The 26987-nt window shown below is 54.9% G+C and carries 26 protein-coding genes, 1 tRNA gene and 1 other RNA gene; 22 read left to right on the forward strand and 6 right to left on the reverse strand.

All coding sequences use genetic code 11. The annotated features are described in order from the left end of the window. Window positions 1-25: 25 nt before the first annotated feature. Both APA10_RS04640 and APA10_RS04645 read right to left on the reverse strand, forming a co-directional pair. Window positions 26-286, reverse strand: a complete 261-nt coding sequence (locus APA10_RS04640; protein ID WP_003628477.1) for a hypothetical protein — start codon at window positions 284-286, stop codon at window positions 26-28. 543 nt (window positions 287-829) lie between these two features. Then, a tRNA-Ser gene (locus tag APA10_RS04645) sits at window positions 830-919 on the reverse strand. Window positions 920-1139: 220 nt separating this feature from the next. Here APA10_RS04645 and rplU point away from each other — a divergent pair. The 4 genes from rplU (at window position 1140) to proB (ending at window position 4079) form a co-directional block, all read left to right on the forward strand. Beyond that, a complete protein-coding gene (rplU, locus tag APA10_RS04650) occupies window positions 1140-1454 on the forward strand; it encodes a 50S ribosomal protein L21 (RefSeq protein ID WP_003623027.1) in 315 nt (104 codons plus the stop codon). A 46-nt stretch (window positions 1455-1500) separates the two neighbouring features. Then, window positions 1501-1770, forward strand: coding sequence for a 50S ribosomal protein L27 (gene rpmA / locus APA10_RS04655; RefSeq protein WP_003623041.1), 270 nt, complete (start codon window positions 1501-1503; stop codon window positions 1768-1770). Window positions 1771-1877: 107 nt separating this feature from the next. Continuing rightward, the gene (gene obgE / locus APA10_RS04660) at window positions 1878-2897 is read left to right on the forward strand and encodes a GTPase ObgE (protein WP_003628478.1); all 1020 of its coding nucleotides are present in this window, start codon (window positions 1878-1880) and stop codon (window positions 2895-2897) included. Window positions 2898-2951: 54 nt separating this feature from the next. Further along, the gene (proB, locus tag APA10_RS04665; RefSeq protein WP_003623044.1) at window positions 2952-4079 is read left to right on the forward strand and encodes a glutamate 5-kinase; all 1128 of its coding nucleotides are present in this window, start codon (window positions 2952-2954) and stop codon (window positions 4077-4079) included. 3 nt (window positions 4080-4082) lie between these two features. Here the strand turns inward: proB and APA10_RS04670 are convergent, their stop codons facing one another. Then, complete coding sequence (locus APA10_RS04670) at window positions 4083-4736, reverse strand: hypothetical protein (protein WP_003628479.1); 654 nt, start codon at window positions 4734-4736, stop codon at window positions 4083-4085. 23 nt (window positions 4737-4759) lie between these two features. Then, a complete protein-coding gene (locus APA10_RS04675; protein WP_003623048.1) occupies window positions 4760-5032 on the reverse strand; it encodes a DUF2312 domain-containing protein in 273 nt (90 codons plus the stop codon). 95 nt (window positions 5033-5127) lie between these two features. Between APA10_RS04675 and zwf the strand changes: the two genes are divergently transcribed. Together zwf and APA10_RS04685 are read left to right on the forward strand one after the other, a co-directional pair. Beyond that, on the forward strand, window positions 5128-6762 hold the full coding sequence (gene zwf / locus APA10_RS04680; protein WP_003623052.1) for a glucose-6-phosphate dehydrogenase: 1635 nt from the start codon (window positions 5128-5130) through the stop codon (window positions 6760-6762). Then, window positions 6759-7205, forward strand: a complete 447-nt coding sequence (locus APA10_RS04685; protein ID WP_003628480.1) for a hypothetical protein — start codon at window positions 6759-6761, stop codon at window positions 7203-7205. Before zwf ends, APA10_RS04685 begins: the two co-directional genes overlap by 4 nt. 17 nt (window positions 7206-7222) lie before the next feature. Here APA10_RS04685 and APA10_RS04690 read toward each other — a convergent pair whose 3' ends face one another. Continuing rightward, a complete protein-coding gene (locus tag APA10_RS04690; RefSeq protein ID WP_035362097.1) occupies window positions 7223-8281 on the reverse strand; it encodes an alpha/beta hydrolase in 1059 nt (352 codons plus the stop codon). Between the two features lie 60 nt (window positions 8282-8341). Between APA10_RS04690 and rnpB the strand changes: the two genes are divergently transcribed. Further along, an RNA gene (gene rnpB, locus APA10_RS14260) (RNase P RNA component class A) lies at window positions 8342-8769 on the forward strand. A 10-nt stretch (window positions 8770-8779) separates the two neighbouring features. Here rnpB and APA10_RS14840 read toward each other — a convergent pair. Then, the gene (locus APA10_RS14840; protein WP_124326531.1) at window positions 8780-9082 is read right to left on the reverse strand and encodes a hypothetical protein; all 303 of its coding nucleotides are present in this window, start codon (window positions 9080-9082) and stop codon (window positions 8780-8782) included. Here APA10_RS14840 and mraZ point away from each other — a divergent pair. Genes mraZ through ftsA form a run of 15 tightly spaced genes read left to right on the forward strand, consistent with a single transcriptional unit; the run spans window position 9059 to window position 26963 of the window. Continuing rightward, the gene (gene mraZ / locus APA10_RS04695; RefSeq protein ID WP_035365556.1) at window positions 9059-9544 is read left to right on the forward strand and encodes a division/cell wall cluster transcriptional repressor MraZ; all 486 of its coding nucleotides are present in this window, start codon (window positions 9059-9061) and stop codon (window positions 9542-9544) included. The two genes, APA10_RS14840 and mraZ, sit on opposite strands and share 24 nt — an antisense overlap. Next, entirely contained in the window at window positions 9541-10548 is a 1008-nt protein-coding gene (rsmH, locus tag APA10_RS04700) for a 16S rRNA (cytosine(1402)-N(4))-methyltransferase RsmH (protein ID WP_003628483.1), read from the forward strand. The genes mraZ and rsmH overlap by 4 nt, the downstream gene beginning before the upstream one ends. 4 nt (window positions 10549-10552) lie before the next feature. Next, window positions 10553-11548: a cell division protein FtsL gene (ftsL, locus tag APA10_RS04705; protein ID WP_003628484.1), complete on the forward strand. Its 996-nt coding sequence runs from the start codon at window positions 10553-10555 to the stop codon at window positions 11546-11548. Window positions 11549-11580: 32 nt separating this feature from the next. Continuing rightward, window positions 11581-13599 (forward strand): peptidoglycan D,D-transpeptidase FtsI family protein, encoded by a 2019-nt coding sequence (locus tag APA10_RS04710; RefSeq protein WP_003628485.1) that lies wholly within the window; start codon window positions 11581-11583, stop codon window positions 13597-13599. After that, complete coding sequence (locus APA10_RS04715; RefSeq protein WP_003628486.1) at window positions 13596-15065, forward strand: UDP-N-acetylmuramoyl-L-alanyl-D-glutamate--2,6-diaminopimelate ligase; 1470 nt, start codon at window positions 13596-13598, stop codon at window positions 15063-15065. Before APA10_RS04710 ends, APA10_RS04715 begins: the two co-directional genes overlap by 4 nt. Beyond that, window positions 15062-16447 carry a UDP-N-acetylmuramoyl-tripeptide--D-alanyl-D-alanine ligase gene (locus APA10_RS04720; protein ID WP_003628487.1) on the forward strand — a complete coding sequence of 462 codons (1386 nt, stop codon included), beginning with the start codon at window positions 15062-15064 and terminating at the stop codon, window positions 16445-16447. The genes APA10_RS04715 and APA10_RS04720 overlap by 4 nt, the downstream gene beginning before the upstream one ends. Continuing rightward, entirely contained in the window at window positions 16447-17541 is a 1095-nt protein-coding gene (mraY, locus tag APA10_RS04725) for a phospho-N-acetylmuramoyl-pentapeptide-transferase (RefSeq protein WP_035362099.1), read from the forward strand. Before APA10_RS04720 ends, mraY begins: the two co-directional genes overlap by 1 nt. Next, a complete protein-coding gene (gene murD, locus APA10_RS04730) occupies window positions 17538-18953 on the forward strand; it encodes a UDP-N-acetylmuramoyl-L-alanine--D-glutamate ligase (RefSeq protein WP_003628492.1) in 1416 nt (471 codons plus the stop codon). The genes mraY and murD overlap by 4 nt, the downstream gene beginning before the upstream one ends. 7 nt (window positions 18954-18960) lie before the next feature. Beyond that, on the forward strand, window positions 18961-20124 hold the full coding sequence (locus APA10_RS04735; protein WP_003623071.1) for an FtsW/RodA/SpoVE family cell cycle protein: 1164 nt from the start codon (window positions 18961-18963) through the stop codon (window positions 20122-20124). After that, window positions 20121-21269 (forward strand): undecaprenyldiphospho-muramoylpentapeptide beta-N-acetylglucosaminyltransferase, encoded by a 1149-nt coding sequence (murG, locus tag APA10_RS04740; protein ID WP_035365510.1) that lies wholly within the window; start codon window positions 20121-20123, stop codon window positions 21267-21269. Before APA10_RS04735 ends, murG begins: the two co-directional genes overlap by 4 nt. Then, the gene (gene murC / locus APA10_RS04745) at window positions 21266-22699 is read left to right on the forward strand and encodes a UDP-N-acetylmuramate--L-alanine ligase (protein ID WP_003628495.1); all 1434 of its coding nucleotides are present in this window, start codon (window positions 21266-21268) and stop codon (window positions 22697-22699) included. The genes murG and murC overlap by 4 nt, the downstream gene beginning before the upstream one ends. Further along, the gene (murB, locus tag APA10_RS04750; protein ID WP_003628497.1) at window positions 22696-23640 is read left to right on the forward strand and encodes a UDP-N-acetylmuramate dehydrogenase; all 945 of its coding nucleotides are present in this window, start codon (window positions 22696-22698) and stop codon (window positions 23638-23640) included. Before murC ends, murB begins: the two co-directional genes overlap by 4 nt. Beyond that, window positions 23637-24575 carry a D-alanine--D-alanine ligase gene (locus APA10_RS04755; protein ID WP_003623076.1) on the forward strand — a complete coding sequence of 313 codons (939 nt, stop codon included), beginning with the start codon at window positions 23637-23639 and terminating at the stop codon, window positions 24573-24575. Before murB ends, APA10_RS04755 begins: the two co-directional genes overlap by 4 nt. Then, window positions 24572-25534: a cell division protein FtsQ/DivIB gene (locus tag APA10_RS04760; protein WP_003628498.1), complete on the forward strand. Its 963-nt coding sequence runs from the start codon at window positions 24572-24574 to the stop codon at window positions 25532-25534. The genes APA10_RS04755 and APA10_RS04760 overlap by 4 nt, the downstream gene beginning before the upstream one ends. Further along, the gene (ftsA, locus tag APA10_RS04765) at window positions 25527-26963 is read left to right on the forward strand and encodes a cell division protein FtsA (RefSeq protein WP_003623078.1); all 1437 of its coding nucleotides are present in this window, start codon (window positions 25527-25529) and stop codon (window positions 26961-26963) included. The genes APA10_RS04760 and ftsA overlap by 8 nt, the downstream gene beginning before the upstream one ends. Window positions 26964-26987: the final 24 nt, after the last annotated feature.

Consider the following 26987-nt stretch of genomic DNA (forward strand, 5'->3'; position numbering starts at 1 on the left):
GAAGCCTCATGCTACGCCGAAACGCTCATCCGTGAATTTCCAAAAGGGCTCTTACGCTGTCCAGCAGGCTGCCGCGGGCATTCTCTAAAGTACCACCATCTTCAATAGTGACGCTTTGCATTGTGGAGAGATTTTGCACATCCCCCTGATCCGTCACACTCGATACGTTGCCAAGGTTTGTAAATGAGCCACCACTTTGAACGGTCACGCCTACAACTTTACCGCCAACTGTAAGTGATTCGCCACTTGAAACAATAACATCTGAAGAAACATTACTATCTGCCACTATGAAATACTCCCGTGCCTCTGCTTCTTCATAATCAGAGATCGTTAAATTATACTTAAAAACTTACTGCAAATCTGATCATGATCGGTGTGTTATTTATAAAAAAACGTTCATCACATTTAACGAATTTTTACCAGAAAATTTTAAGCATATCAGATCACTTAATTTGGATATATAAAGAACATACATAAATTAAATTTAAATAATTGAATAAAATGCATTGATATTTATTTGAATTTCATATGATTTGAAAATTACAGAACACAAAAAATATAAGCTCCACCTAATCAAGGTAGATCCTATAGAAAAGCATTAAAAAGCCAAAAAGCAGGTATACTACGCTTACCCTCCTCTAAAAATTTATTTGTTTTTTGCAATAATATTAAGAACAATCTTCCGAATGATCAGGAAAAACCATTACTACATTGCTATGCTACACGCACAATCATTACAATCTGCAGCATAGCGCTAAAGCAGTAGCTTTTAGACTTTCTGACCCAAAAATGCGCTGTAATATAAATTTAAGTGATGACATGCGCAGGATGGCGGAGAGAGAGGGATTCGAACCCTCGGTACGCTTGCGCGCACAACGGTTTTCGAGACCGCCCCGTTCGACCGCTCCGGCATCTCTCCTATATCGCGGGCTTATAGACACGCTTTTATAGCCCATGCAAGGGCATGCACCCTATATTTCTATTGACGAGCCCTACCCTCACCGCTTAAAAAGCCGCCCTAATCCACACAGATGGAACCATGCTGCGCGCATTGTGCAGCCAAAGAAGAAAAAGCGACCAGAATTTTCGCCTGTATCTGAATGGTGCCGCGAGAATCCAGAGATCGGAAGAGACAGTTTATGTACGCAGTTATCCGCACCGGCGGCAAGCAGTACCGGGTTGAGCCCAACATGGTGCTGAAGGTTGAAAAGCTGGAAGTTGAAGCCGGCGCAACCGTTACATTTGATGAAGTTCTGGCCGTTGGCGGCGAAGGCAGCACCCAGATTGGCGCCCCCACCGTGGCTGGCGCAAAGGTAACGGCAACCGTTATCGCTCAGGACCGCCTCAAGAAGGTCATCATCTTCAAGAAGCGCCGTCGGCAGAATAGCCGCCGTAAAAATGGTCACCGTCAGCCGGTTACCGTTCTGCGCATTCAGGAAATCAACGCAGCCTGAACCCATTAGGGATTCAGGTTGGTTAAGACCACGGAGGACTTAGGTCATGGCACAAAAAAAAGCTGGCGGTTCATCCCGTAACGGGCGCGATAGCGCCGGACGCCGCCTTGGCGTCAAGAAATTTGGTGGCGAGCAGGTTATTGCTGGCAACATCATCGTGCGCCAGCGCGGCACGAAGGTGAAAGCTGGCGTAAACGTTGGTGTTGGCAAAGACCACACCCTGTTTGCACTGATTAACGGTAACGTTCGCTTCGAACGCCGTGCAGAAGGCCGCGTACACGTTTCTGTGGATGCGCTGCCTGCCGCTGCTGAATAAGCAGTTCGGTTTTTCCACCGCACGTTTCCCGTGTGGCCGGAGCAGAAACAGGGGCCGGTCCTCAGGATCGGCCCTTTTTCGCGTTCTGGACTTGAGTAAGGTATGTCATGAAGTTTCTGGATCAGGCAAAAATCTACGTCCGCTCAGGAGATGGCGGAGATGGCGTGACAGCCTTCCGGCGGGAAAAGTATATTGAATTCGGCGGCCCCGATGGTGGGAATGGCGGGCGTGGCGGCGATATTATTTTTGAAGCCGTACCCAACCTGAACACCCTTATTGATTTTCGCTACACGCAGCATTTCCGTGCGCGCAAAGGTGGCAACGGTGCCGGGTCTGACCGCACAGGGGCTGCTGCCTCTCCTGTTATTATCAAGGTGCCCATCGGCACCCAGATTATGGATGATGACCGCGTAACCCTGCTGGCAGATTTGGACGAAGCCGGTAAACGCATCACCCTTTGCCGTGGTGGCGATGGCGGTTACGGGAATGCACATTTCAAAAGCAGCACCAACCGCGCGCCCCGTCGGTCTGATAAAGGCTGGCCAGGTGAAGAGCGCTGGGTTTGGCTGCGCCTCAAGCTGATTGCTGATGTCGGCCTTGTTGGCCTGCCCAATGCTGGCAAATCTACATTTCTTTCCGTTGTTTCCGCGGCAAAGCCCAAAATTGCAGATTATCCTTTTACAACACTGCATCCTCAGCTTGGCGTTGTACGCCTTTCCATGACGGAAGAGTTTGTTGTGGCGGATATTCCCGGCCTTATTGAAGGCGCGCATGAAGGCACCGGGCTTGGAGACCGCTTTCTGGGCCATGTTGAACGCTGCGCCGTATTGCTGCACCTTATTGATGGTGCTGCTGGCAGCGTTGTAGATGCATGGCGCACCATCCGGCATGAACTTGCCGCATATGATGGCGGGCTGGCAGAAAAGCCAGAAATCATTGCACTCAATAAAATGGATGCCATGACCCCGCGGGAAGCATCATCCCGCCGCGCTGCGCTGGAAAAAGCCAGCGGTGCACCCGTGGTGTTGATTTCTGCAGCAACCCATCAGGGTGTGCCAGAGCTTTTGCGCATGCTTCAGAACCAGGTAACCGAAAACCGCAAGAATGCGGATAAAGACCCCACCTGAACACTGAACTGCCCACAGGTCCCTCAAGCCCCTTTCCTTTTACGGAACTGATCCATGACCGGATACACCAGCCCCTCCCTTACCAATGCCAAACGGCTTGTTGTTAAAATAGGTAGCGCGCTGGTGGTGGACCCAGAAAAACAGGCTCCTCGTCAGGAATGGCTGGCCAGTGTGGCGGCAGATATTGCGTATCTGCGCAAACAGGGCACGGCTGTTACTGTTGTATCTTCTGGCGCTATTGCACTTGCCCGGCACACATTGGGTTTGGCTGGTGGCGCGCTCCGTTTGGCAGAAAAACAGGCAGCCGCTGCTGTAGGGCAGATCAGTCTGGCGCAGGCATGGAGCAATGCCCTTTCGGCCCACGGCCTTATTGCCGCCCAGCTTCTGCTAACCCCGGAAGATACAGAAGACCGCAAACGCTACCTGAATGCACGCGCAACGCTGAATACCCTGCTGGAAATGGGGTGTGTTCCCGTAATTAACGAGAACGATACCGTTGCCACAGCCGAAATTCGTTTTGGCGATAATGACAGGCTGGCAGCCCGCGTTGCACAAATGACTGACTCGGACCAGCTTGTGCTGCTGTCTGATATCGATGGTCTCTACACGGCTGACCCACGCACAAACCCGGATGCACAGCATCTGCCCGTGATTGAAACCCTTACCCCGGAAATTGAAGCCATGGGGGGTGAGCCTCCTCCGGGTTATTCTTCTGGGGGTATGCGCACCAAGCTGTTGGCTGCGGGCATTGCTACACGCTCGGGCTGTGCCATGGCTATTGCCTTGGGTAAAACGCCCCACCCGCTCCGCTCTTTGCTGGAAGGTGGGCGCTGCTCATGGTTCTTGCCGCAAGATTGCGCCCATACAGCCCGTAAGCAGTGGATTGCAGGCAGCCTGACACCAGCAGGTGAAATTATGGTGGACGATGGTGCCGTAACCGCATTGCAACAGGGCAAATCTCTTTTACCCGCAGGCGTGCTAGGGGTAAAAGGTGATTTCTCTCAGGGTGATCTGGTAGAAATCATCAATACGGATGGCATCGTGCTGGCTCATGGGCTTGCCGCCTATGATGCAGATGATGCCCGGCGCATTGCAGGCCACCGCTCCACCGAGCTTACGGATATTTTGGGATGGCACGGACGGGACGAGATCATCCATCGTGATGATCTCGTCATGATCTAGAACTTAATCGTTTGCCGGATTTTTTCTGGGCCAGTTCAGCACAGGTTCTGCTCGGCCAGTATGCTCATCAATACGCGGCATCTGAACAGATGGGTTAGCCCGCGGGGCCTCGTTTGAAAAATCAGGCCGATACGGTGGCTGATTGGCATCTGGCGCACGCTGCCGACGCAATATTTCTGCGCCAGTTTCTGCTGGCGGGGCTTCTGGCTCATGCCACGGCATGCGGCGCACCACCGGCTTTGCCGGGTCTGGCGCAAGAGGCGGTGCTGGTGGGGCTTCCTCTCGCGCTTCATACGCATCAGAAACCTTAGGCGTCCGCAGTTCGGGAAAAACGGGCACTGCACGAGGTGCCGCCGGAGGTTTTTCAACCTCCGGTGGACGCACCTCTTCCACCACCACACCAGATGATGTTCTGCCGTTTCGCTCTGCTGCAACAGACAAGGTAGGCTCCTGATACGCAGGAGCACCCCGTACGGCTTGCGCACGCAGTTCGGCCTGGATTTCTTCCAACTGGAGAGAAATCTCGCCCAACCGGCCTTTCACCCCGAACACGGCAAAAGGCATCATCATAAAAGCAAGCCCGAACAACACGCCAAAAGCCAGAACCAGAAGCTGGCCCCAGACAGGCATCCAATCAGGAAAAGACAGAGACATCATGGGAAATAGACCCGACTAGCCTTTTACATACCCAATGCGCGACGGTAGATATCCAGCAGTGTTTCCTGCTCTTCCACTTCGGCCGGTTCCTGCTTCCGCAGACGGATGATCTGGCGGATAACCTTTACATCAAACCCGGCAGACTTTGCTTCTGTAAAGATATCCTTGATATCTCCAGCCAGAGCCTTGCGCTCTTCTTCCAGGCGCTCAACACGCTCAATAATGCTTCTCAGCCGATCTGCGGCAATACCGCCAACAGCTGCATCTTCATCCCCGGAAATGCGTTCGCCATCCATGGTTCGGCCTCCTCATTTATATACAAACACCCAACACTGCGCAGGCAGAACCTGCTAACATTGCCAGATAGTGAAGCGCGGGCTTATCGCGCCACGTGTATGTGGTCAATGATGCAGCACATCAGAACCCCTTGCAAACACGCGGACGGCCTTCCATAAGCACTGCACCTTGTTCCTGTTCCGGGCCTTTTGCCCGCAAACCACGACTTTTTTACGGCGGGCATCCCCCTCCGGCTGACCAGCGAGAACCCTGCACCATGGCTCTTGTGAACCGCACGGAACCTTTTGACTTTGTCATCTTTGGCGCGACAGGTGATCTGACACGCCGAAAACTGCTGCCTGCTTTTTTGCGCCGCTTCCATGCCCGCGAATTTGATCAGGAAGCACGAATTATCTGCACGGCGAGATCTGAGCTCACCACCGAGCAATTTCGGAACCTATGCAGCGCCACCCTGCACGAATTTGCCCCTGACATTGCCAAAGATACAGAAACACTTAACCAGTTTCTGGGCCTTCTGACCTATGTGTATCTTGATGCCACGGAAGACGGCCCTCACTGGCAGGAGCTCAGCGCTACGCTCCCCGATGCAGAGCGCACGAGAGTTTTCTATTTTGCCACGGCTCCCGCGCTGTATTCCGCCATTTGTGCAGGACTTTCCCAGCATAACCTGATCACGCAGCACACGCGGGTGGTGCTTGAAAAACCCATTGGCACAGACCTGCAATCTGCCAATGAAATCAATGAAGGTGTGGGCCGCTACTTCTCTGAAGATGCCATCTACCGGATTGACCACTATCTGGGCAAAGAAGGTGTGCAGAACATTCTGGCCTTACGCTTTGCCAACCCCGCGCTCGAACAATTGTGGTCTTCCGAAGCGATTGCCCATGTGCAGATTACCGCTGCAGAAACAGTAGGCGTGGGGGACCGTGGCTCCTATTACGATAAATCCGGCGCATTACGGGATATGGTGCAAAACCACCTTTTGCAGGTGTTGTGCATGGTCGCCATGGATGCACCAGCGTCCCTCCGCGCTGATGATTTGCGGAATGAAAAGCTGAAAGTGCTCAACGCCCTGCGCCCCATGACACCAGATATGGTGCGTAAAAACGTTATCCGCGGGCAATACACCGCAGGCCGCGTAAAAGGAGAAGATGTTCCAGGTTATGTAGAAGACCTGAAAACGGGCCGCCCAAGTGATACCGAAACATTTGTGGCCATTCGGACAAAAATTCGTACGGCACGCTGGGGCAACACACCTTTTTATCTGCGCACAGGCAAACGGTTAGCTACAAAAACCACAGAAATTGTGATTCAGTTCCGCCCGCAGGTCTGGCCTATTTTCACCAACATGCCCTCTCCCGGCCGGTTGGTAATCCGCATTGCTCCGCACGAAGAACTCTCACTTGTTCTGGCGGCGCGAGACCCCGGTGCTGGTGGGTTTAGAGTGCGCAACGCCACGCTGCATATGTCTTACGAAAACGAATTTGCCGTACAGTATCAGGATTCCTACGAGCGCTTGCTGCTAGACGCCGTGCGGGGAGACCCTGCCCTTTTCATCCGGCGAGATGAAGTGGAGGCATCATGGAAATGGGTTGAACCTATTCTGGATTCATGGCGCTATGCCCTGACACCGCTAGAACCCTACCCTGCCGGAAGTTGGGGCCCTGCAACCACCCGTGCGCTTCTGGCACGCGATGGTGCCCTTTGGCACGAAGATATGCTGACATGAACACATCCTCGCCCAAAATGACTGGTCGCGGGCCATTTGCAAAACGCACTCTGCGCCAACACATCCTGCGCCGGCTGGCAATCGTTCTGCCTCTTTCCCTCATGATGATCCTGCTGGCCAAGACCGGCACGCTGGATCGGCTGGTGGATTCCTACACGTTCAAACCTGCAAGCTGGTTTGATGATACAGCCTTGGTGCGCCACCTGCGCCTGAAGGTCACCCATAATGGCATGACGCATGATCGGCCGGATTGTCTGCTGTTTGTTGTAAATGGAAACGATGCCCCCACAGCATCACGCATTGATGTTATGGAAAAGCATTCCGGCACCTGCCCCGGCCCCAAAGATGATTTGCCTAAACTGTTCACTTTGCGCGTGGATAGGCTGAACCGGCTTGTGTATTCGGATCAGGGCTCACCGGGGGTATTTCATCCCATTCCGTAATCGGCCTCACCGGGTTTTTACCCGGCAAAGGCTTTCTTCAGTGCCTTGCCGCCAAACCGCAAGGCCGCCTTGCCATGCGGCATAAAGGCGTAAAAGTTCAGAAATGCATGTAGAGCACCGGGGTAACAGCGGTATATCACCTTAACCCCCGCCTTTTCCAACGCCTGCGCATAAGCTGTGCCTTCATCACGCATTGGGTCACATTCCGCCGTAATAATAACGGCTGGTGGCAAACCTTGCAGATCCGGATTTAAGCCTGGCGCAAAGCGTGGGTGCTGCCAGTGTTCAGGTTTTTGAATATACTGATCTCCATACCACTCCATTGAGCGGCGAGAGAGGAAATAGCCTTTTTCATACGTTCGATGAGATGGGAAAAGCTTCTCTCCATACAAAGATGGATAATACAGCACCTGCATAACAGGTTGAGGCCCCAGCCCCGCGCGCCCGTCTTGCGCCAGAACCGCGGCCAAATTTCCGCCAGCACTATCTCCTGCCACAGCAACCTTACCGCCCCAATAGCGGGCAGAAGCACCAGCCAGCCATTGCAGGGCTGCCTGACTGTCATCAATAGCTGCAGGGAATGGATGTTCTGGGGCCAAGCGATAATCGGGCAATAATACCGCCGCGCCAGAAGCTCGCGCCAAACGGCAGCATATCCCGTAATGGGAATTTAGCCCGCAATGTACAAACCCACCCCCATGCAAATACAGTAAAGCGCCCCTTACCCGCCCATAGGGAATAAAAAGGCGTGCCCGCATAGGCCCCGCAGCACCGGGAATGGATAAAGTAACCACCCTTCTTATCGGCACAGATGAAAGGCGTAGCGGAAAAGATGGTGTATCCATCGCCTTGCGCAACCGCACAAGAAACGCAGCCATTTCCTGCGCTGCGTTATGAGGCCTGTCTGTTTCAGACTCATCTGCGCCCGCATGCTTCCGCTTAAGCTGCTCCTGCCATCTGATACAGCGCAGCAAAAGCCGAGATGGAAGATTGGGCCGTGCGGGCATAGAGTTTTGAGGCACATCAGAAAAATCAGACATAGCTACCTGATTACCGGCAATTTTCTGCATCGTCATGCCTTCATAACATCAGTTGCGGCTTGACCTGAACGCAAGCCCGACGCAGGGTGCGCTCCGTCAGGTGGTTGGGCGGTCGCTGTCCTGCTCTTTAACGGGTAGGAGAGAGGAAAGTCCGGGCTCCACGGAAGAACGGTGCCGGCTAACGGCCGGCGAGGGTAACCTTAGGGAAAGTGCCACAGAAAACAGACCGCCTTCCGGGTCTGACTTTGTAAAATCCTTATGGGATTTTATGGGACAGGCTGAAGGTAAGGGTGAAACGGTGCGGTAAGAGCGCACCGCTCCGCTGGTAACAGAGGAGGCACGGTAAACCCCACCGGGAGCAAAACCGAATAGGAACGGCAGAAACCCTTGTGGTTTCGGGGGTTCTTCCGCCCTGCTGTTCGGGTTGGTTGCGAGAGGCATGTTGCAAAACATGCCCTAGACGAATGACCGTCCAGCCTCCTTACGGAGGTGGACAGAACCCGGCTTACAGACCACCTGACACTCTCTTTCTTCTCAATCCACTCTGTTTTTTACACCAGAAATAGAACATAAAAAGAACAGAAAACGGCAATCTTTTGTTTGCCGCCACAAAATCAATACATTCGTGTCAGAAATCTTTTCTGCATGAATACTTAAATAATGGCGGTTTTCTGCTGTTTTTTCTGTCATTTTAATTTGCGTCCCATAACATCCCATGCTATCCCATACCAGACCACAAGTGTGGTGAAGGCGGTTCTGTTCCCCGCTGAATTGCGAACGGAAAGGCTGTTTCTGCAAAGGCTTCTGACGTACGTGGGCGTATTTCTCGGCACGCATGAAAATCGATTCGACGCCAAGGGGCGCATTTCGATTCCTGCCGGGTTCCGTTCAGTGCTCAAAACGCAGCAGACGGAAGGTGATGCGCTGATGATTCTCCGCCCCTCCCATACCCTGCCATGTGTTGAGGCATGGCCTGCCGTTGCTTTTGCACGCCTGACCGAACCGCTTGATCGGCTGGACATGTTTTCTGATGAACATGATGATCTGGCCGCCGCCCTCTATGCCGATGCCTACCCCATAGATCCCGACCGCGAAGGCCGTATTATTTTACCTGATTTTTTGCGTGAACATGCCGGGCTGACAGAAAGCCCAACGGCTGCCTTTATGGGTGTTGGCCGTATTTTTCAGATCTGGGAGCCTCAGGCCGCACAGCAGCGCCGGGCAGAAGCGCGGCAGCGTTCACGCCGTGTAAGTATTCCGGCTGCAAATGGTGCAGAGCCAAAAGGGCGTAATGCATGAACGCTCTTTCTTCCTTCTCGCACCCTGAAACAGCTCAGGGCCACATTCCGGTTATGTTGGCAGAAGTTCTGGAATACCTTCATCCCGCAGATGGTGAGCGTATTCTGGATTGCACCTTTGGTGGCGGTGGTTACAGCTCCGCCATTCTGAAAAGTGCTGATTGCAACGTATGGGGCATTGACCGCGACCCCGACGCCATTGCGCGTGGGCAGGTATTAAGCCGTACATTTCCTACAGCAGATGGCGGATCTCGCCTTCACCTGCTGCAAGGTAGTTTTGGCAATATGCAGGCGCTTGCAAGTGCAGCAGGTATCTCCACGTTTGATGGTATTGTGCTGGATCTGGGCGTTTCCTCCTTCCAGTTGGATGAAGCCGACCGTGGTTTTTCCTTCCGTATGGAAGGCCCGCTGGATATGCGCATGGAAAAATCCGGGCCATCAGCAGCAGATATCGTCAACAAGGCGCCGGAAGCAGAGCTGGCAGATATTTTCCATTTTTATGGAGAAGAACGCCACGCACGCCGTCTTGCACGCGCCGTTGTAAATGCCCGTTCGGAAGCACCTTTCCAGACCACAACGCAACTGGCTGATCTTGTGCGTTCCGTTATCCCCAAAGATCGCTCCGGCATAGATTCCGCTACGCGCGCCTTTCAGGGCCTACGTATCGCAGTGAATGATGAGCTGGGTGAAATTGAACGCGGGCTTGAACAGGCGCTGGATATGCTGGCACCGGGTGGGCGGCTTGTTGTTGTTTCCTTCCATTCACTGGAAGACCGTATCGCCAAGCGTATGGTCCAGCATGCCACGGGCAAGGATAAAAGCTTTTCGCGCTATGACCCCCGTGCCGCCGGAACACCAGCGCCGGAGACGGACTTTGTGGCCCTTACGCACAAAGCCCGGCGGCCTAGCGATACTGAATGTAGCCATAATCCTCGCGCCAGAAGTGCACGGCTGCGCGCTGTCATGAAACGTGCATCAACCCCTGCTTCCGTAAAAAAGGGCTAAGTCCATGATCCCCCGTCCATTTACATGCTGCTGTGCGGTTCTGGCGATTGCATCTGGCTTTTTCCTTTACACAAAGAAGCATCAGACCACCCTTCTCGATCAGCAGATTTCTCAGATCGTGAAGGAAACGGAGCACGTTCGCACGCAAACATCTATTCTGCGCACAGAATGGGCTTTGGAAAACCAGCCTGAACGCCTTGCCCAGCTTGTAGCGCGGCATGAATCTGGTTTGCAGACCATGAACCCAACGCAGTTTGTGCGTATGGCTGATTTGGAAAACCATCTGCCTGCCGTTGTGAAAGATGCCCTGCCCCAAGCCCCGGCACTGGTTGCTGATAAATCAACCAATGTTGCGCCACCACCCGTTATGGCACCTCCTGCGCATACACCGGCCCCGGCTATTGTAGCCGATGCACGCCCTGCGCATGTAACGCCACCAGCCGCCATCCATCCAGTGCGCCCTGTGGCTGCACCGACTGTTGTGGCAGACGTGCCGCATATTGCCGCGGAACCCACCCCGCACCCACGCGCAACATCTGTGGCCGATGCGGCATCTGTTCTGCGTGCACCAGTCGCACATCATGATCACCCTCATGCTGCACCTGAACCTGTAGCTGCACCGGTACGTGTTGCGCAGGTTGCCGACCCTGCAACATCTGCCCGCCCTGTACACCATATGGCAGTTGAAGCACCACGCCCGCAGGTTGTTGCCTCTACCAACGTGGATGATGATGCGCCTGCCGCACCAGTTCGCCACAGCCTTACGCGCGCTGCATCTCCGGCTATCCGGCATGTCGCGCAAGTTTCGGATGATGATGCAGCGCCAATTCGGCACCCGCTTCCGGTTGCGGCAGCAAGCTGGCATGCCACGCGCCCTCATCGCGCATCTCCTGCGCCTTCCAGCTATATGGAAGCACGCGCTACTTCCGGCTATAGCAGCGGCTCTTTGCTCAGCCGTGGTGGTGATGCGCTGCCGGCTCCGGTTCCGGTTGCCAACTGATTTTTTGTGGTTAAAGGCCTTTCTGACCTGACATGTCTGTCTCCCCCAATGACCCCGACTCAACGCGCACAGTAGGTGTTACGGGGGACGATCTGCGCGCCCGCGCACATCGGGACCAAATGCATGTAAGGCTTTTGGGTGTTGCTGGCGGTTTTTGCCTGATTTTTGCCGTTGTCGCCATCAAGCTGAGTATTGCAACAGTCATTCGCCCCATGGCGCCGGAAAAGCGGCAAATTGCGCCGCAGGTTCCCGAAATCCCTAAAATTGACCCCAAGGGCAGCCTTGCTGGCGATTTCTCGCTACCGCAGGTGCATCGTGCTTCCATTGTGGACCGCAATGGGCAGACACTGGCACTTTCCCTGCCTGTTGCGCAGGTATACGCCAACCCGCAAGAGCTGATTGACCCCAAGGATGTTGCACACAAACTTAAATCCATTCTGAAAGATCTGGATGAGCAGGAAACCGCTGATCGCCTTTCCCGCCCCAAACAGTTTGTTTACATTGCGCGCAACATTTCCCCCCAGCAGGAACTGGCCATCAATAACCTTGGCATTCCGGGCATCTATTTTGAACCGGGTGAACGGCGGCATTATCCGCTAGGCCGCATGGCCGCCCAGATTATGGGCACTGTTGATATTGACGATCACGGCGTGGCCGGGATTGAAAAGTATTTCGATAAACGCCTACTTTCTGATCGTCGCCCTCTTCACCTGTCTCTGGATATTCGTGTTCAGTCTGCAGTGCGTGAAGAAGTAGCAAATGCCATGCAGACCTTTCAGGCTATTGGGGCATGCGGCATTGTGATGGATGTGCGTACAGGCGAAATTATTGCGATGGTCAGCTTGCCTGACTTTGATGCCAATAATTTTGCCCATGCCACCAATGATGAGCGCTTTAACCGTGCGGTGACCGGTTTGTACGAACCCGGTTCCACCTTTAAACTGCAAACAACGGCTATGGGGCTGGAAACAGGTACCATCCATATTTGGGACCGGTTTTCATCCGTACCTTTGCATATCGGGCGCTTTACCATCCGCGATATGAAAAGTGACCATTTCTCTCCGTGGCTGACGTTGCCCGAAGTGATGGCTTATTCTTCCAACCCGGCAGCCGCACATATTGCGCTGGATGTTGGCGGCAAAAAACAGTCTGAATGGCTGCGGTCCATGGGGTTTTTCTCCCCCGTTCCGGTTGAACTGCCAGAAGCTGCACGCCCCTTGGTGCCTCATCAGTGGGGGATTGCCACGGTCATGACAGTCGGGTTCGGGCATGGTGTGGCTGAGCCTCCATTGGCCATTGTGCGCGGCACTGCTGCCACGGTTAATGGCGGCATTCTGGTAACACCTACCCTGCTGGATAAGGAAGATCCGGCCAATGCCACAGCCAGCGCGCCCGGCATAAGCCCGCAATTTGCCAGCGGCATTCAAAACGCAGCGCTTGAGCAAAGCGTGGAAGATGACACCCCAAGTAGCGCAGCGGATGCCCCTGTTACGCCTGCTGGCCCACGTATTCTTTCTGAAAAAGTATCCAGCCTACTCCGTCGCCTGCTGCGGTTGGACGTTACCCACGGCACAGGGCGCACGGCGGAATCTCCAGGGTATTTTGTGGGGGGTAAAACCGGCACGGCAGAAAAGATTGGCCCACATGGTGGCTACCTGAAGCACGTAAACATCTCGGCTTTTACGGGCATCTTCCCCATGAACTCACCGCATTATGCCGTGTATGTCATGCTGGATAGCCCTAAACCCACACCTCAAACCCACGGCTGGACCACTGCAGGCTGGAACGCAGCGCCTACTGTTTCCAAAATTGTTTCACGCATTGGCCCCATGCTCCAGATTTTCCCGGATACAGAGCATGCTGAGCAGATTGATGCACAAATGGCTCTGCCCCTGCATCCTGCCGTGCCGCGTGGTGTAAGACCACTTGGGCCGGGGAATGATCCGGGAGACCCGCGTAAGGCAGAAGCAGAGCACAAGGCAGAAAAAGAAGCCCTCAAACGCGCTATGGCAGAACGCAAGAAAGCAGCTGCGGAGGTTATGGACGAATGAGCCTTCCCCTCTCCACCCTTCTTGCGGCTGTAGGGCTGCCTGCCCTGCCTGAAAACCCTGAAATTTCTGCCATTACAGCGGATAGTCGGCAGGTAAAACCGGGCACAATTTTTGCAGCTTTGCCGGGTGTTAAAACCGATGGCCGAGCCTTTATTGCAATGGCCGTGCAAAATGGTGCGGCTGCAGTGTTGGCTCCAACAGATACGCAGTGGCCAACAGGTGTGCCCACCTGCCCGCTTATTCTGGCACCCAACCCGCGCCACGCGCTGGCGCTTATGGCGGCTGTTCTAGCAGGGCCTCAACCACAGCATCTGGTGGCCATTACCGGCACAAATGGCAAGACCAGCACTGCGGATTTTATTCGCCAGATATGGGCATTACAGGGGTTTAAAGCTGCTGCCATTGGCACACTTGGCCTGACCGGGGCGGAAGATACGTCCATTTCCTTCCCCGCGCTGACAACGCCAGACCCGGTTGCTCTTGCCAATGGGCTGGCTACACTCACCCAAGCCGGGTTTAACCATGTTGCACTAGAAGCCTCATCACACGGATTGGAACAAGGGCGGCTGGACGGTTTGCACCTTGCAGCTGCGGGTTTTACCAATCTGACGCGAGATCATCTGGATTATCATCTGACGATCGAAGCGTATCGCACAGCCAAACTGAAGCTGTTTGATACTCTTCTGCCAGAACAGGCCATTGCCGTAGCCAATGCCGATATGGATGCGCAAACGCTCCAGGCCATCCGCACAATTGCCGCCCGCCGAAACCTGCGGCTAAGGCTGGTTGGAGAACAGGGTACAACATTACGCCTTGTGGCACACAACGCTCTTCCTGCCGGGCAGGAACTAACCATTGAACACAATGGCCACACCAGCACGGTTCCCCTCCCTATTCCGGGGCGCTTTCAGGCAGATAACGTATTACTGGCTGTAGCTCTTGCTGCGCAGGATGATGCTGAAATTGCAGATATTCTGCCCCTTCTGCCGCACCTCAAAGGGGTTCGGGGGCGGCTGGAACGTGCAACCGTTCTGCCCAACGGGGCCTGTGCGTATGTAGATTACGCCCACACGCCAGATGCGCTGGCACGGCTTTTGGCATCTTTGCGCCCCCACGCACGCGGCAAGTTGGTTGTTGTTCTGGGTGCTGGGGGTGATCGTGATAGTGGCAAGCGCCCTCTTATGGGTCAGGAAGCCATTAAAGGTGCGGATATTGCCATTATTACAGATGACAACCCGCGCACAGAAAACCCAGCCTCCATTCGTGCAGAGATAAAAGCCGGTGCCCCGCAGGCGCTGGAAATTGCAGATAGAAAACAAGCAATAGCAGAAGCTCTTTCCATGCTTAAAGCAGACGACGTACTGGTTGTGGCCGGCAAAGGCCACGAACAGGGACAGATTATAGGCAATACCATTTTACCGTTTGATGATGCCGCCGTGCTACGCACACTGGCGGGCCATCCATGAGCCTGTTGTGGACGCGGGAAGAACTGGAAACCGCAACGGATGGAACGTTTTTAGGACATACCTCTGTTTCCGTTACCGGTATTTCCATTGATACGCGCACCCTTACCCCCGGAGACCTGTTTGTTGCCCTAAAAGGCGATAACAGTGACGGACACGCGCATATTGCCACAGCGCTTGAAAAAGGTGCTGCGGCCGTTTTGGCCCATTCAGCCGAAGGGTTCACAGACCCGCGTATTCTGCTGGTGGCAGATACCATGCTGGGCCTTCAAAAACTGGCACAGGCCGCACGAGCACGTTTTAAGGGTAAAGTTGTTGCCGTAACCGGCAGCGTTGGCAAAACCACTACCAAGGAAATGCTGCGCCTTTGCTTGGCACCTTCTGGCCTGACACATGCGGCAGAGGCCTCCTACAACAACCATTGGGGTGTGCCACTCACACTTGCGCGCCTACCACGAGAAGCTTCCTTCTGTATTAGTGAAATTGGCATGAACCATCCGGGGGAAATTCTTCCGCTTGCCAATATGGTACAGCCAGATGTGGCGGTTATTACCACCATTGGTTCAGCACATCTGGGCCATATGGGCAGCTTGGATGCTATTGCAAAAGAAAAAGCTTCCATCATTACCGCACTGCCCAAGGGCGGAGTTGCCATTGTGCCGGATGATGCGCACGGCACGGAGTTTTTTACTGCTGAAGCGGAAAAAGCACAGGCTGTTTTGTGGACCTGTGGTGTGAATCCTCAAAGCACAGCGCATCTAATCCATTTGCATACTGGTGCTGATGGCTCTCGCTTTGATGTTTCCATTCAGGGCAAAACATTCAACGTCCACCTTCCTGCCCCTGGCACACATCTGGCCCGCAATGCCGTTGCGGCACTGGCAGCCTGTGCCGCGCTTGGCGCAGATGTTGGCAAAGCTGCGAATGCACTGGCAGATTTCCGCCCCGGTAAGGGCCGTGGTGCCCTCATCCAAATTGTTGGTGGGGCCATTACACTGCTGGATGAAAGCTATAATGCCTCGGCAGCTTCCATCCGGGCTGCATTGGATGTCTTGCGCCATATCCCCGCCACGCGCCGTATTGCCGTTCTGGGTGATATGCGTGAGCTAGGTGAATTTTCCATTTCCGAACATCAGGCGCTTGCTGCCCCGGCTGCCAGTGCTGCTGACCTCGTTTTTTGCTGCGGATCCTACATGAAAACCCTTTTTGATGCCCTTCCGCCCGCCAAACAGGGCGCATGGGCAGAAAGTGCTGCCTTACTTGCTCCTCATGTCTGCGCGGCTTTGCGCAAGGGGGACGCCGTATTGGTGAAAGGCAGTTTAGGAAGCCGCATGCGGGACGTTATTGCAGCACTCAACGCACTTCCCGCAGAGGAGTGTGCCTGATGCTATATATGCTGATTTCTCACGCTGCGCATGATGGACACATCACCATCCTCAACCTGCTGCGTTACATCACGTTCCGCGCGGGCTGTGCGTGCATGACGGCCCTTGGCATCAGCCTGCTTCTGGGTCGCCCGCTTATTAGAACGCTGCGCCGTATCCAGCGGGAAGGTCAGCCTATTCGCGCCGTTGGCCCCGAACGTCATATTCTGGAAAAAACCGGCACACCAACAATGGGTGGTGTGTTGATCTTGATTTCTCTGGTGATCTCCATGCTGATTTGGGGAGATCTGGAAAACGGGTTTGTGTGGGCTGTTATGCTCACCACTCTGGGTTTTGGCGCCATTGGGTTTGCAGATGATTACCGCAAACTGGCCCGCCGCAACACAGATGGCCTTTCCAAACGTGCCAGACTTGGTGGTGAGTTTGGTATTTCGCTTATTTGCGGGTTGTGGCTGCAATATCTCATGCCACCAGAACTGGCAAACCATCTGGCTTTTCCGTTTGTAAAAGACCTTTTGCTGCCACTAGGTATTCTTTACCCCGTATTCGCCATGATCGTGATTACCGGCTTTGGCAATGCGGTTAACTTTACAGATGGGCTGGATGGCTTGGCTATCGGGCCAGTTATTGTGGCCTCTTTGGTGTTTGCCATTCTCTCCTATCTGGTTGGCAACCACGTTTTTGCGGATTACCTGCAAATTCATGCTGTACCCGGCACGGGGGAACTGGCCGTATTCTGCGCTGCCCTTGTAGGCGCTGGCCTTGGATTTTTGTGGTTTAATGCCCCTCCGGCCTCGGTATTCATGGGGGATACGGGCTCTCTTTCCCTTGGTGGGGCGCTGGGTTCTCTGGCCGTTGCCATCAAGCATGAACTGGTGCTGTGCATTGTAGGCGGCCTATTTGTGGCAGAAACACTTTCTGTGGTTATTCAGGTGTTCTGGTACAAACGTACTGGTCGGCGTGTGTTCCTTATGGCCCCGTTCCACCACCATTTTGAGAAAAAAGGGTGGGCAGAACCCAAAATTGTCATCCGGTTCTGGATTGTCTCCATTGTTCTGGGGCTGTGTGGTCTGGCCACGCTGAAACTAAGATGAACGGCTTTTCACCCTCCCTGTTTTCCGGGCAACGCTTTGCTGTTTTTGGCCTTGGCAAAAATGGCCTGCCAGCGGTGCTTATGCTGGCAAGCACAGGTGCCACCGTGCAGGTATGGGATGATGGTGAGGCCGGACGCAAAGGGCTAGCAGACGCACTTTCCACTCTTGCGCCAGATGTTGCGGCACGCATTGCGTGCAAGCCGTTTGAAAGCCTGAACGGGTTTGAAGCGCTTATTCTTTCACCCGGTATTCCGCACGTTTTACCCAAGCCGCACCCTATCGCCCTTATGGCCAAGGCTGCGGGTATTCCCATTCTTTCCGATGCGGAACTGCTTTATCGGGCTGTGCGCCAATCTGGCAGCAAGGCCCGTTTTGTAGGCATTACAGGCACCAACGGCAAATCCACCACCACCACTCTGCTGGCCCATATTCTGGCAGAAGCCAAACTGCCCGTAGCTGCTGGGGGCAACCTTGGGCCTGCTGCTCTGGCCCTGGCTTTGCTGCCAGATAACGGCGTATATGTGCTGGAAATGTCATCCTACATGCTGGAACGGCTGGATACCCTGCACTTTGATGCCGCATGTTTGCTAAACCTGACACCAGATCATCTGGACCGTCATGCCGGTATGGATGGCTACGCCCAAGCCAAAAAGCGGGTATTTACCGGCCAGACAGACAAGGATCTGGCCGTTATTGGCGTGGATGATACGTGGTGCCGCGCCATTGCCGCAGAACTGGAACATGGTCCTGGCAAATGTGAAACCATTTCCGGCACCAACCCTGCCTGCTCTTACTACGGCAAAGATGGTGCCATATGGCACCACAGCACACGCATAGCGCAAACCGGGCCTAGCCTTCCCGGCACCCACAATGCAGAAAATGCCGCCGCCGCTATTGCCATAGCGCGTTTTCTGGGTGTGCCAGATGCAACCATTGCGCAAGCTGTAGCCTCTTTTCCCGGCCTACCGCATCGGCAAAAGCTTGTGGCCTCCTGCAACGGGGTGGATTTTGTGGATGACAGCAAAGCCACAAATGCAGATGCAGCCTCTCGCGCCTTGGGGTGCTATGAAAAACTGGTGTGGATTGCAGGCGGCACGGCAAAAGAAGGCGGCATTGCCTCTCTCACGCCCTATTTCCCGCATATTGCACATACATTCCTGATTGGGCGGGATGCGCCGCTGCTTGCCCAAACACTAAAAGAACACAACGTGCCTTTTACAATGGCAGAAACACTAGAAAACGCCGTGCCTGCGGCTTATACGGAAGCACACCGTACGCATACGCCTGTTGTGCTGCTTTCACCCGCCTGCGCCAGTTTTGATCAGTTTTCTGGGTTTGAGGCACGTGGCCTGCGCTTTCAGGAACTGGCGGATGAGGTTTGCGCCCGGCATGCGGGCATGACAGAGCAGTGAGAGACTGATGGCCGGTTCTTCCCGCACCGATGATTCCCCGTTTGGCCGCTGGTGGCGGAATGTAGACCGGACAACTCTGATCTGCACCTTTATCCTTATTGGTTTTGGCTACATCCTTATGTTGGCCGCCAGCCCTGCTGTGGCTGTGCGTATTGGCGCATCGCGCAATATGTTCATTTTCAAGCAGGTACTGTTTCTAGGCATTGCGGGTGTGATTGTGGTGGGCATTTCCATGCTGTCCCGCAAGGCAGTGCTGCGCCTTTCCATGATAGGCGGGGTGCTGATGCTGGGGGCTACAGCGCTTACCCTTGTGCATGGCATAGAAATTAAGGGGGCACGGCGCTGGATCGCCCTGCCCATGATGTCTCTCCAGCCATCCGAGTTTTTAAAGCCCTGCTTTGCCGTTGTTACGGGCTGGTTGCTCACACAGCGCCGCGTTTCACGTTACTTCCCCGGTATGCTGATTGCCTTTGCCCTGTACGGGTTGATTGTGCTGCTGCTGAAATCTCAGCCAGACATTGGCATGCTTACGGTTATTACCGCCGTGTTTCTGGTGCAGCTTTTTGTAGATGGCCTCAACCTCATTCTGGTTGCATTCGGCTTTGGCTGCATGATTGCCGCCGGTATTGCTGCGTTCTTTATCTTCCCGCATGTGCGTTCGCGCGTTGAACGCTTTATGCACCCCGGCGTGGGAGATCATTACCAGATTGATACCGCCCTGCGTGCCTTTGGTAATGGTGGCCTACTGGGACGTGGCCCCGGTGAAGGCCGCGTGAAAGATCTGCTGCCAGATGCGCATGCAGACTTTGTATTTGCTGTGGCGGGAGAAGAATACGGAATGGTGGTGTGTATGCTCATCATCTGCGTATTTGGCGTGATTGTGGTGCGCACCCTGCTGCGGCTGATCCGTGAGGATGATCCGTTTGTTGTTATCGCTACATCCGGCTTGGTAACAGGCTTTGGCCTGCAAGCGTTTGTGAACATGGCTTCTTCCTTGCATCTTATCCCCACCAAGGGCATGACACTGCCATTCATTTCCTATGGTGGGTCTTCTGCCATGTCAGTTGCATTGGCTATTGGCATGGTGCTTGCTCTTACACGGCAACAGCAGGGGCGGCCCCTCGCTGGCAATGGTTTTGTAACCACACTCAGACAATGGCGGTCAGCATGAGTTCACGTACTATCGTCATTGCCGCAGGCGGCACTGGCGGACACTTCTTCCCGGCTGAAGCTCTGGCAGATACATTGGCAGAACGCGGCCACCACCTTGTGCTCATGACAGATGGGCGTGCTGGCAAGCGTGAAAGCGGTGTGTTTGCCCGTGGCCCGCAATATGTTCTCAGCGGGGCTGGGGTGGCTGGGCGTGGGCCAATACGTGCCATTCGTGCAGGCCTTACCCTGTTGGCAAGCGCATGGAAGGCGCGTTCCATTCTCCAACAAATCAAACCTGATGTTGTGGTGGGGTTTGGGGGCTATCCTTCCGTACCGCCTTTGTTGGGGGCACGGCTTATCGGGCGTGAGCACCCTGCCCTGATTATTCATGAAGGTAATGCCGTATTGGGTAAGGCCAATGCTGTGCTTTCCCGTTTTGCGGACGTTATTGCCACGTCTTTCCCCTCCGTTGCCAAACTGCCCATTGGTGCGCGTACCGTGTTTACAGGTATGCCCGTGCGCCCCGCCATTGCCGCCCTTGCGGGTGAAGGATGGGTGCCGCCAACTGATCATATCAATCTGCTGGTATGGGGTGGCTCACTGGGCGCGCGCATTTTCTCTCAGGTTGTACCTGCGGCCATAGCCAAACTGCCGGAGGGCTTGCGCCAGCGTATTCGCATTACGCAACAGGCACGGCAAGATGATCTGGATGCCGTGCGTGCAGCCTATACCGAAATGGGTGTGCAGGCACGCGTTGAATCCTTCCTGCAGGATGTGCCCGAACTTCTAGCCTCCGCCCATCTGGTTATTGGCCGTGCTGGCGGATCTTCCGTGGCCGAAATTACAACGGCAGGCCGTCCATCCATTCTGGTGCCTTTGCCCATTGCCGCCAGCGATGAGCAGACAGAAAACGCCCGCGCCATTACCAATGCTGGAGCAGGCTGGATGATCCGCCAGCCAGACTTCACCTCTGCGGCCCTTGCCAGCCGCCTGAATGATCTTTTCACCGCGCCGGATGAACTGGCACAGGCAGCCCAAGCCGCTGCCACGCTTGCCCGCCCGGATGCAGCCCTCCGCCTGGCCGATATAGTAGAAGAATGCTTCACTCCTTCCCCTGCACCCGCCCATCCGACGACCTCCAACGAGACGGAGACACGCGCATGAGAGCCCTCCCCCTTTCCATCGGAACCATCCATTTTGTCGGCATTGGCGGCATTGGCATGTCCGGCATTGCGGAGGTGCTGTGCCTGTTGGGCTATTCTGTTCAAGGGTCGGATATTGCAGAAAATGCCAATGTAAAACGCCTGCGGGCTGCGGGTATTCCCGTAACCATTGGCCATAAGGCCGAAAATCTGGGTGATGCACAGGTAGTGGTTATTTCCACGGCTGTTAAGCGCGACAACCCGGAAGTTGTGGCCGCACGCGCCAAGCTGATTCCGGTTGTGCGCCGGGCAGAAATGCTGGCGGAACTCATGCGCCTGCGCTGGTCTGTTGCTGTGGGCGGCACGCACGGCAAAACCACCACCACCAGCCTTGTGGCTGCGGTGCTGGAAGCTGCCAAGCTGGACCCAACCGTGATTAACGGCGGCATTATTGAAGCCTACGGCACCAATACCCGCATGGGTAAGGGAGACTGGATGGTGGTTGAGGCAGATGAGAGCGATGGCTCCTTCCTGCGCCTGCCTTCCGTGATTTCCGTGGTGACCAACATGGACCCGGAACATCTGGATCACTGGGGCTCCCCCGAAGCCATGGAAGCTGCTTACGATCAGTTTGTCTCCAACGTGCCATTTTACGGGTTTGCCGTGCTGTGTATCGATCACCCAGCCGTGCAGCAGATGATCCCGCGCCTGTCTGACCACCGGATTGTCACCTATGGGTTCTCACCGCAGGCCGATGTGCGCGCAGAAAAACTGATTACCGATAAACTGGGTGCCACGTTTGAAGTGACGCTAACAGACCGCGTAAGCCGCCGCACCCGCAAAGCTGGCCCCTTCCGCCTGCCCATGCTGGGCTCTCATAACGTGCAAAACGCTCTGGCCGCTATTGCTGTGGCAACGGAAATGGACATCAGCGATGATGTTATCCGTTCCGGTTTGGCCAGCTTCCGTGGTGTCAAACGCCGCTTTACCCGCACGGGGGAAGCCGGTGGCATTACGGTGATTGATGATTACGGCCATCACCCTGTTGAAATTGCAGCCGTGCTCAAAGCAGCCAGACAAGCTGGGGCCAACCACGTTATTGCCGTTATGCAGCCGCACCGCTATTCGCGCCTGAAAATCCTGTTCTCAGATTTCTGCGCCTGCATGAATGATGCAGATACCGTGATTGTGTCTGATGTTTACGCTGCGGGTGAAGACCCATTGCCCGATGCGAGCCGTGATAAGCTGATTGAAGGCCTGCGTGAACGTGGGCACCGCTCTGTGGTGCCGCTTTCCAGCCCAGACCATCTGGCAGAAATGATCAACGCCATTGCCAAGCCGGGTGATTACGTTGTGTGCCTTGGTGCAGGTACCATCACCAACTGGGCACAGGCTTTGCCTGCACAGCTTGCAGCCCTGCAGGCTGAAGATAAGAGTGGCAACGCGGCATGAACAATCCGGCCTCCATGCAGGATATGGTCAAGCACGCCTTTGCCAATATGCGCGGAAGGCTGACACCACAGGCACCTCTTGGCCCACGCACATGGTTTCGGGTTGGTGGAGCAGCGGAATGGCTGTTTCAGCCTGCCGATGCCGAAGATCTGGCTGGTGTTCTGCAGCGTCTCTCCCCCGAACTGCCCATAACGGCTTTGGGGGCTTGCTCTAATGTCATCATCCGTGATGGTGGGTTGGAAGGCGTTGTTGTCCGTATGGCCCGTGGCTTTGCTGACATTACGGTAGAAGCTGACGGCATTATAGCTGGCTGCGCCTGTCTGGATGCCACAGTGGCCGAACATGCTGCTCAGGCTGGGCTTTCTGGGCTGGAATTTCTGGCCGGCATTCCCGGCTCCATCGGCGGTGCCGTGCGTATGAACGCTGGCGCTTATGGCTCAGACATCGCCAATGTTCTGGATTGGGCCGAAATTATTACCCGTGATGGCAGCCTTATCCGGCTGGATAACGCTGCCCTGCGGTTTGGCTATCGTCGCTCCGGCCTGCCGGAAGGCGCATTTGTTATTCGCGCACGTTTGCGTGGCACACCTGCAAACCCGCAAGATGTTGCCAACCGCATTGCAGAAGTACGCGCTGCGCGTGAACTTTCTCAGCCTGTACGCGCACGCACGGGGGGCTCCACCTTCCGTAACCCGGATGCAGAAACATCTTCCCGCAAAGCGTGGGAACTGATTGATGCCGCAGGGTGCCGTGGGCTGCGCCGTGGAGATGCACAGGTGAGCGAAAAACACTGCAACTTCCTCATCAATCTGGGCAATGCCACAGCGGCAGACCTGGAAGGTTTGGGGGAAGACGTGCGCACACGTGTTGCCCAGAACTCCGGCGTTTCCCTGCACTGGGAAATCAAGCGACTAGGTAAGACGGAGGCATCTTCCCAATGAATGCACCAAAACGCGTAACCGTGCTGATGGGTGGCATGTCCTCCGAACGGGTGGTCAGCCTTTCATCCGGTCAAGGCGTGGCGGAAGCCCTGCGCAGCAAAGGGTATGATGTCTGCACGCTGGATGCTCAAGCTGATCTGGCCACGTTGGTTGAAGCGCTGAACACTCAAAAACCGGATGTGGTGTTTAACGCCCTGCATGGTCGTTTTGGTGAGGATGGCTGTATTCAGGGCATACTGGACTGGATGGGTATTCCCTACACCCATTCGGGCATTCGGGCCTCTGCCACTGCTATGGATAAAGCCGCTGCCCGCGCCATTTTTCAAACAGCCGGGCTGCCCGTGGCAGAAGGCATGGTGGTAGATATTGCCACCCTTGCTCATGCAGACCCCCTGCCTACACCTTACGTGGTGAAGCCGCTTAATGAAGGCTCTTCCGTTGGGGTTTCCATTGTGCGTACGGGGTCCAACACACGCGCTGATATTGTTAAAAACTGGACTTACGGTCCGCAGGCACTTGTAGAAGCCTTTATTCCCGGCCGTGAAATTACCGTAGGTGTTATGGGTGATCGGGCGCTCACCATTACGGATATTACCCCTACCGGCACCGGGCATGATTTTTACGACTATGATTCCAAATATCAGGTCGGCGGCTCTGCCCATGTTCTGCCTGCACAAATTGATGCCGCCAGCGCCAAACTTGCTCTGGAAGTTGCCGTCAAAGCGCATCAGGCATTGGGGTGTTCTGGCGCATCGCGCTCTGACTTTCGGTTGGATGATACCAACCCGGATCAGCCACACCTTATTCTGCTGGAGGTCAACACGCAGCCGGGTATGACGGCCACATCCCTGCTGCCCGAACAGGCCGCCTATTGTGGTATCAGCTACCCCGAACTTTGCGCGTGGTTGGTTGAACAGGCTACCTGCCGGCAATGAGGGTTCCCCCATCTCCTGCTGACAGGCCCTCTCGCATCGGGCTTTTTCTCAGGCGGCAAAAACGCCTGCTGCGTCCTATCGCCGGCCTGCTGTTTCTTGCCGGGCTGGGTAGTGCTGGATATGTCAGCCTGAAAATCCCTGCGGTGCAGGAACAACTGGCCCCTTTGCGGGATAAGTTGCTGGGCACCTCTACCCTGCGCGTCACCAGTATTCATATTGACGGTGCTCAGCTCACCAGTGAGCAAAGCATTCGTGATGCGTTGGGTGTGGAAGTCGGAGACCCTGTGCTGGACTTTAGTGTTTCCGATGCGCGGGAAAAGCTGGATAATCTGCCGTTTGTTGACCACGTTACCATAGAACGCCATCTCTCTGGCGAAATTGACGTGCATATTACAGAACGCCTGCCCTATGCTGTCTGGCAGCATCAAGGGCATTTTGAGCTGATAGACAAGCAAGGCAACCGCGTGCCAGACCAAGGCATGACAGGTAAGGATGCAGAGGCCTTTACCAAACTGCCATTGGTGGTCGGTGATGGCGCCAATACATCCGCAGCCAGCCTGATTGATATTCTGGCACAAGAACCAGATGTTAAAGCCCATGTTACGGCTGCTGTACGTGTAAGTGACAGGCGGTGGAATCTGACATTACGCGATGGCGCGACTGTGCTGCTGCCAGAAGGCGAGGAAGCACCGGCCATTCATAGGCTGGCAAAAATCAACGCCACAACGCGGCTGCTGGATCGGCCTGTGCTACTGATAGATATGCGTTTGCCTGACCGGTTAACCATCAAGGAAAAACCGCCTGCACCTCCCCCTCCATCGGAGGCAGGAAATACCACACAAGATACGTCAGCCCCTGCTCCGCACAAGGCTGACACGCCCAAACCGGTCTCGCATCCTGTGCATCCTGCATCTAAAGAAGCAAAAAAAGATAACCCGGAGGAAAACCCAGATGAGTGACCCCACGCGTTCACCCGCTTCCTCTGGATTCAGCCTTTCTGATCGGCTGCATAAAAAGCGCACAACAGCAGCAACCGGTTCTTCCTTGCTGATGAGTGGCGGGGAAAGTTCCCTCCCCTTACCGCCCAGCGAGAAAAACAAGCGGCCACACACATGGCGCAACGGCTACACGGCGGTTTTGGATATTGGTTCTACCAAAATCACCTGCCTGATTGGCAAAGGTGAGCCCAACGGCAATTTGCGTGTGGTTGGTTACGGCTGGCGGCGTTCTGCCGGTGTGCGTAATGGCGCCATTACAGAACTGCAGGAAGCGGAAGCCGCCATTCGCGCTACCGTTGGGCAAGCCGAAACCATGGCAGAGCGTCCCATTGATAAGGTAGTGGTGAACCTTTCATGCGGGCATCCGGCCAGCCGTCTGTTTAACGTGCGCTGGCCCATTGGCGGACGTGTGGTTACAGAAGCAGATATCCGGCGCGTGGTTACGGAAGGGCGTATTCAGGCCACCGTTCAGGGGCGTGAAGTTATTCATACGCTGCCCATAGATTTTACCGTGGATGACACAGAAGGTGTTTCAGACCCACGGGGCCATCTGTGCGAAACGCTGAAGGCACGCCTGCACATTATAGATGCAGCCACAACAGCACTGATGAATCTGGAAACCGTACTCAGCCGTGCAGAACTAAAAATGGAAGCGTTGGTTTCCTCCCCTCTCGCATCTGGCCTTTCCGTGCTGGATGCGGATGAGCGAGACCTCGGCACCACCGTAGTGGATATGGGGGGTGGCACCACATCTCTGGCTGTGTTTGGTGAAGGACAAATTCTGCATACGGCGCAGATTGGTGTGGGCGGGCTGCATGTTACGCGTGATATTGCCCGCGGCCTCAGCACCTCTTTGGAAAATGCCGAACGCCTGAAAACCTTTTACGGCAGTGCCGATCTGGCATCCGATGTGGAAGACGAAATTCTCACCGTTGAACTTTTGGGCAACGATGTACCGCATTTTGAGCAGGTTTCTCGCGCGCAGCTCGGCCATATCATCCGCCCACGTGTGGAAGAAACGCTGGAACTGGTGCGTGAAAAACTGGATGGCGCAGGCCTTGGCACAGCAGCCAGTGGGCGCATTGTGTTAACTGGCGGTGCATCCTTGCTGGATGGCATTCGCCCCATGGCAGAGCGCATACTTGGCATGCCAGTAAGTTCCGGCCGCCCATCTGGAGCAGGTTTTACGCGCTCTGTGCGCCTTGGTCGGCCCAAGCATATTATTGGTTTGCCTGAAAATACTGCTGCGGCCGCAGGCTTTGCAACTGCTGCCGGGTTGCTGTGCTGGGCAGCCAGCGCAGAACGTCCTTTTGGTGACGTAGAGTTTCGGGAAGCAGCCCCTACCGGTTTTTTACAAAAACTCGTCGCTTTTATTCGAGAGAGGGTTTGATTTAGCTAACAAATTCTTGGTAAT

It is taken from the genome of Acetobacter pasteurianus subsp. pasteurianus LMG 1262 = NBRC 106471 (genome assembly GCF_000285275.1).
Lineage (GTDB): Bacteria > Pseudomonadota > Alphaproteobacteria > Acetobacterales > Acetobacteraceae > Acetobacter > Acetobacter pasteurianus.

What these genes read in the sequence shown, in the direction of transcription:
- rplU (WP_003623027.1), top strand. Translation starts at nt 1,140, where the DNA reads ATGTACGCAGTTATCCGCACCGGCGGCAAGCAGTACCGGGTTGAGCCC.
- rpmA (WP_003623041.1), top strand. Translation starts at nt 1,501, where the DNA reads ATGGCACAAAAAAAAGCTGGCGGTTCATCCCGTAACGGGCGCGATAGC.
- obgE (WP_003628478.1), top strand. Translation starts at nt 1,878, where the DNA reads ATGAAGTTTCTGGATCAGGCAAAAATCTACGTCCGCTCAGGAGATGGC.
- proB (WP_003623044.1), top strand. Translation starts at nt 2,952, where the DNA reads ATGACCGGATACACCAGCCCCTCCCTTACCAATGCCAAACGGCTTGTT.
- APA10_RS04670 (WP_003628479.1), bottom strand. Translation starts at nt 4,736, where the DNA reads ATGATGTCTCTGTCTTTTCCTGATTGGATGCCTGTCTGGGGCCAGCTT.
- APA10_RS04675 (WP_003623048.1), bottom strand. Translation starts at nt 5,032, where the DNA reads ATGGATGGCGAACGCATTTCCGGGGATGAAGATGCAGCTGTTGGCGGT.
- APA10_RS04685 (WP_003628480.1), top strand. Translation starts at nt 6,759, where the DNA reads ATGAACACATCCTCGCCCAAAATGACTGGTCGCGGGCCATTTGCAAAA.
- APA10_RS04690 (WP_035362097.1), bottom strand. Translation starts at nt 8,281, where the DNA reads ATGACGATGCAGAAAATTGCCGGTAATCAGGTAGCTATGTCTGATTTT.
- APA10_RS14840 (WP_124326531.1), bottom strand. Translation starts at nt 9,082, where the DNA reads ATGCGTGCCGAGAAATACGCCCACGTACGTCAGAAGCCTTTGCAGAAA.
- rsmH (WP_003628483.1), top strand. Translation starts at nt 9,541, where the DNA reads ATGAACGCTCTTTCTTCCTTCTCGCACCCTGAAACAGCTCAGGGCCAC.
- ftsL (WP_003628484.1), top strand. Translation starts at nt 10,553, where the DNA reads ATGATCCCCCGTCCATTTACATGCTGCTGTGCGGTTCTGGCGATTGCA.
- APA10_RS04710 (WP_003628485.1), top strand. Translation starts at nt 11,581, where the DNA reads ATGTCTGTCTCCCCCAATGACCCCGACTCAACGCGCACAGTAGGTGTT.
- APA10_RS04715 (WP_003628486.1), top strand. Translation starts at nt 13,596, where the DNA reads ATGAGCCTTCCCCTCTCCACCCTTCTTGCGGCTGTAGGGCTGCCTGCC.
- APA10_RS04720 (WP_003628487.1), top strand. Translation starts at nt 15,062, where the DNA reads ATGAGCCTGTTGTGGACGCGGGAAGAACTGGAAACCGCAACGGATGGA.
- mraY (WP_035362099.1), top strand. Translation starts at nt 16,447, where the DNA reads ATGCTATATATGCTGATTTCTCACGCTGCGCATGATGGACACATCACC.
- murD (WP_003628492.1), top strand. Translation starts at nt 17,538, where the DNA reads ATGAACGGCTTTTCACCCTCCCTGTTTTCCGGGCAACGCTTTGCTGTT.
- APA10_RS04735 (WP_003623071.1), top strand. Translation starts at nt 18,961, where the DNA reads ATGGCCGGTTCTTCCCGCACCGATGATTCCCCGTTTGGCCGCTGGTGG.
- murG (WP_035365510.1), top strand. Translation starts at nt 20,121, where the DNA reads ATGAGTTCACGTACTATCGTCATTGCCGCAGGCGGCACTGGCGGACAC.
- murC (WP_003628495.1), top strand. Translation starts at nt 21,266, where the DNA reads ATGAGAGCCCTCCCCCTTTCCATCGGAACCATCCATTTTGTCGGCATT.
- murB (WP_003628497.1), top strand. Translation starts at nt 22,696, where the DNA reads ATGAACAATCCGGCCTCCATGCAGGATATGGTCAAGCACGCCTTTGCC.
- APA10_RS04755 (WP_003623076.1), top strand. Translation starts at nt 23,637, where the DNA reads ATGAATGCACCAAAACGCGTAACCGTGCTGATGGGTGGCATGTCCTCC.
- APA10_RS04760 (WP_003628498.1), top strand. Translation starts at nt 24,572, where the DNA reads ATGAGGGTTCCCCCATCTCCTGCTGACAGGCCCTCTCGCATCGGGCTT.
- ftsA (WP_003623078.1), top strand. Translation starts at nt 25,527, where the DNA reads ATGAGTGACCCCACGCGTTCACCCGCTTCCTCTGGATTCAGCCTTTCT.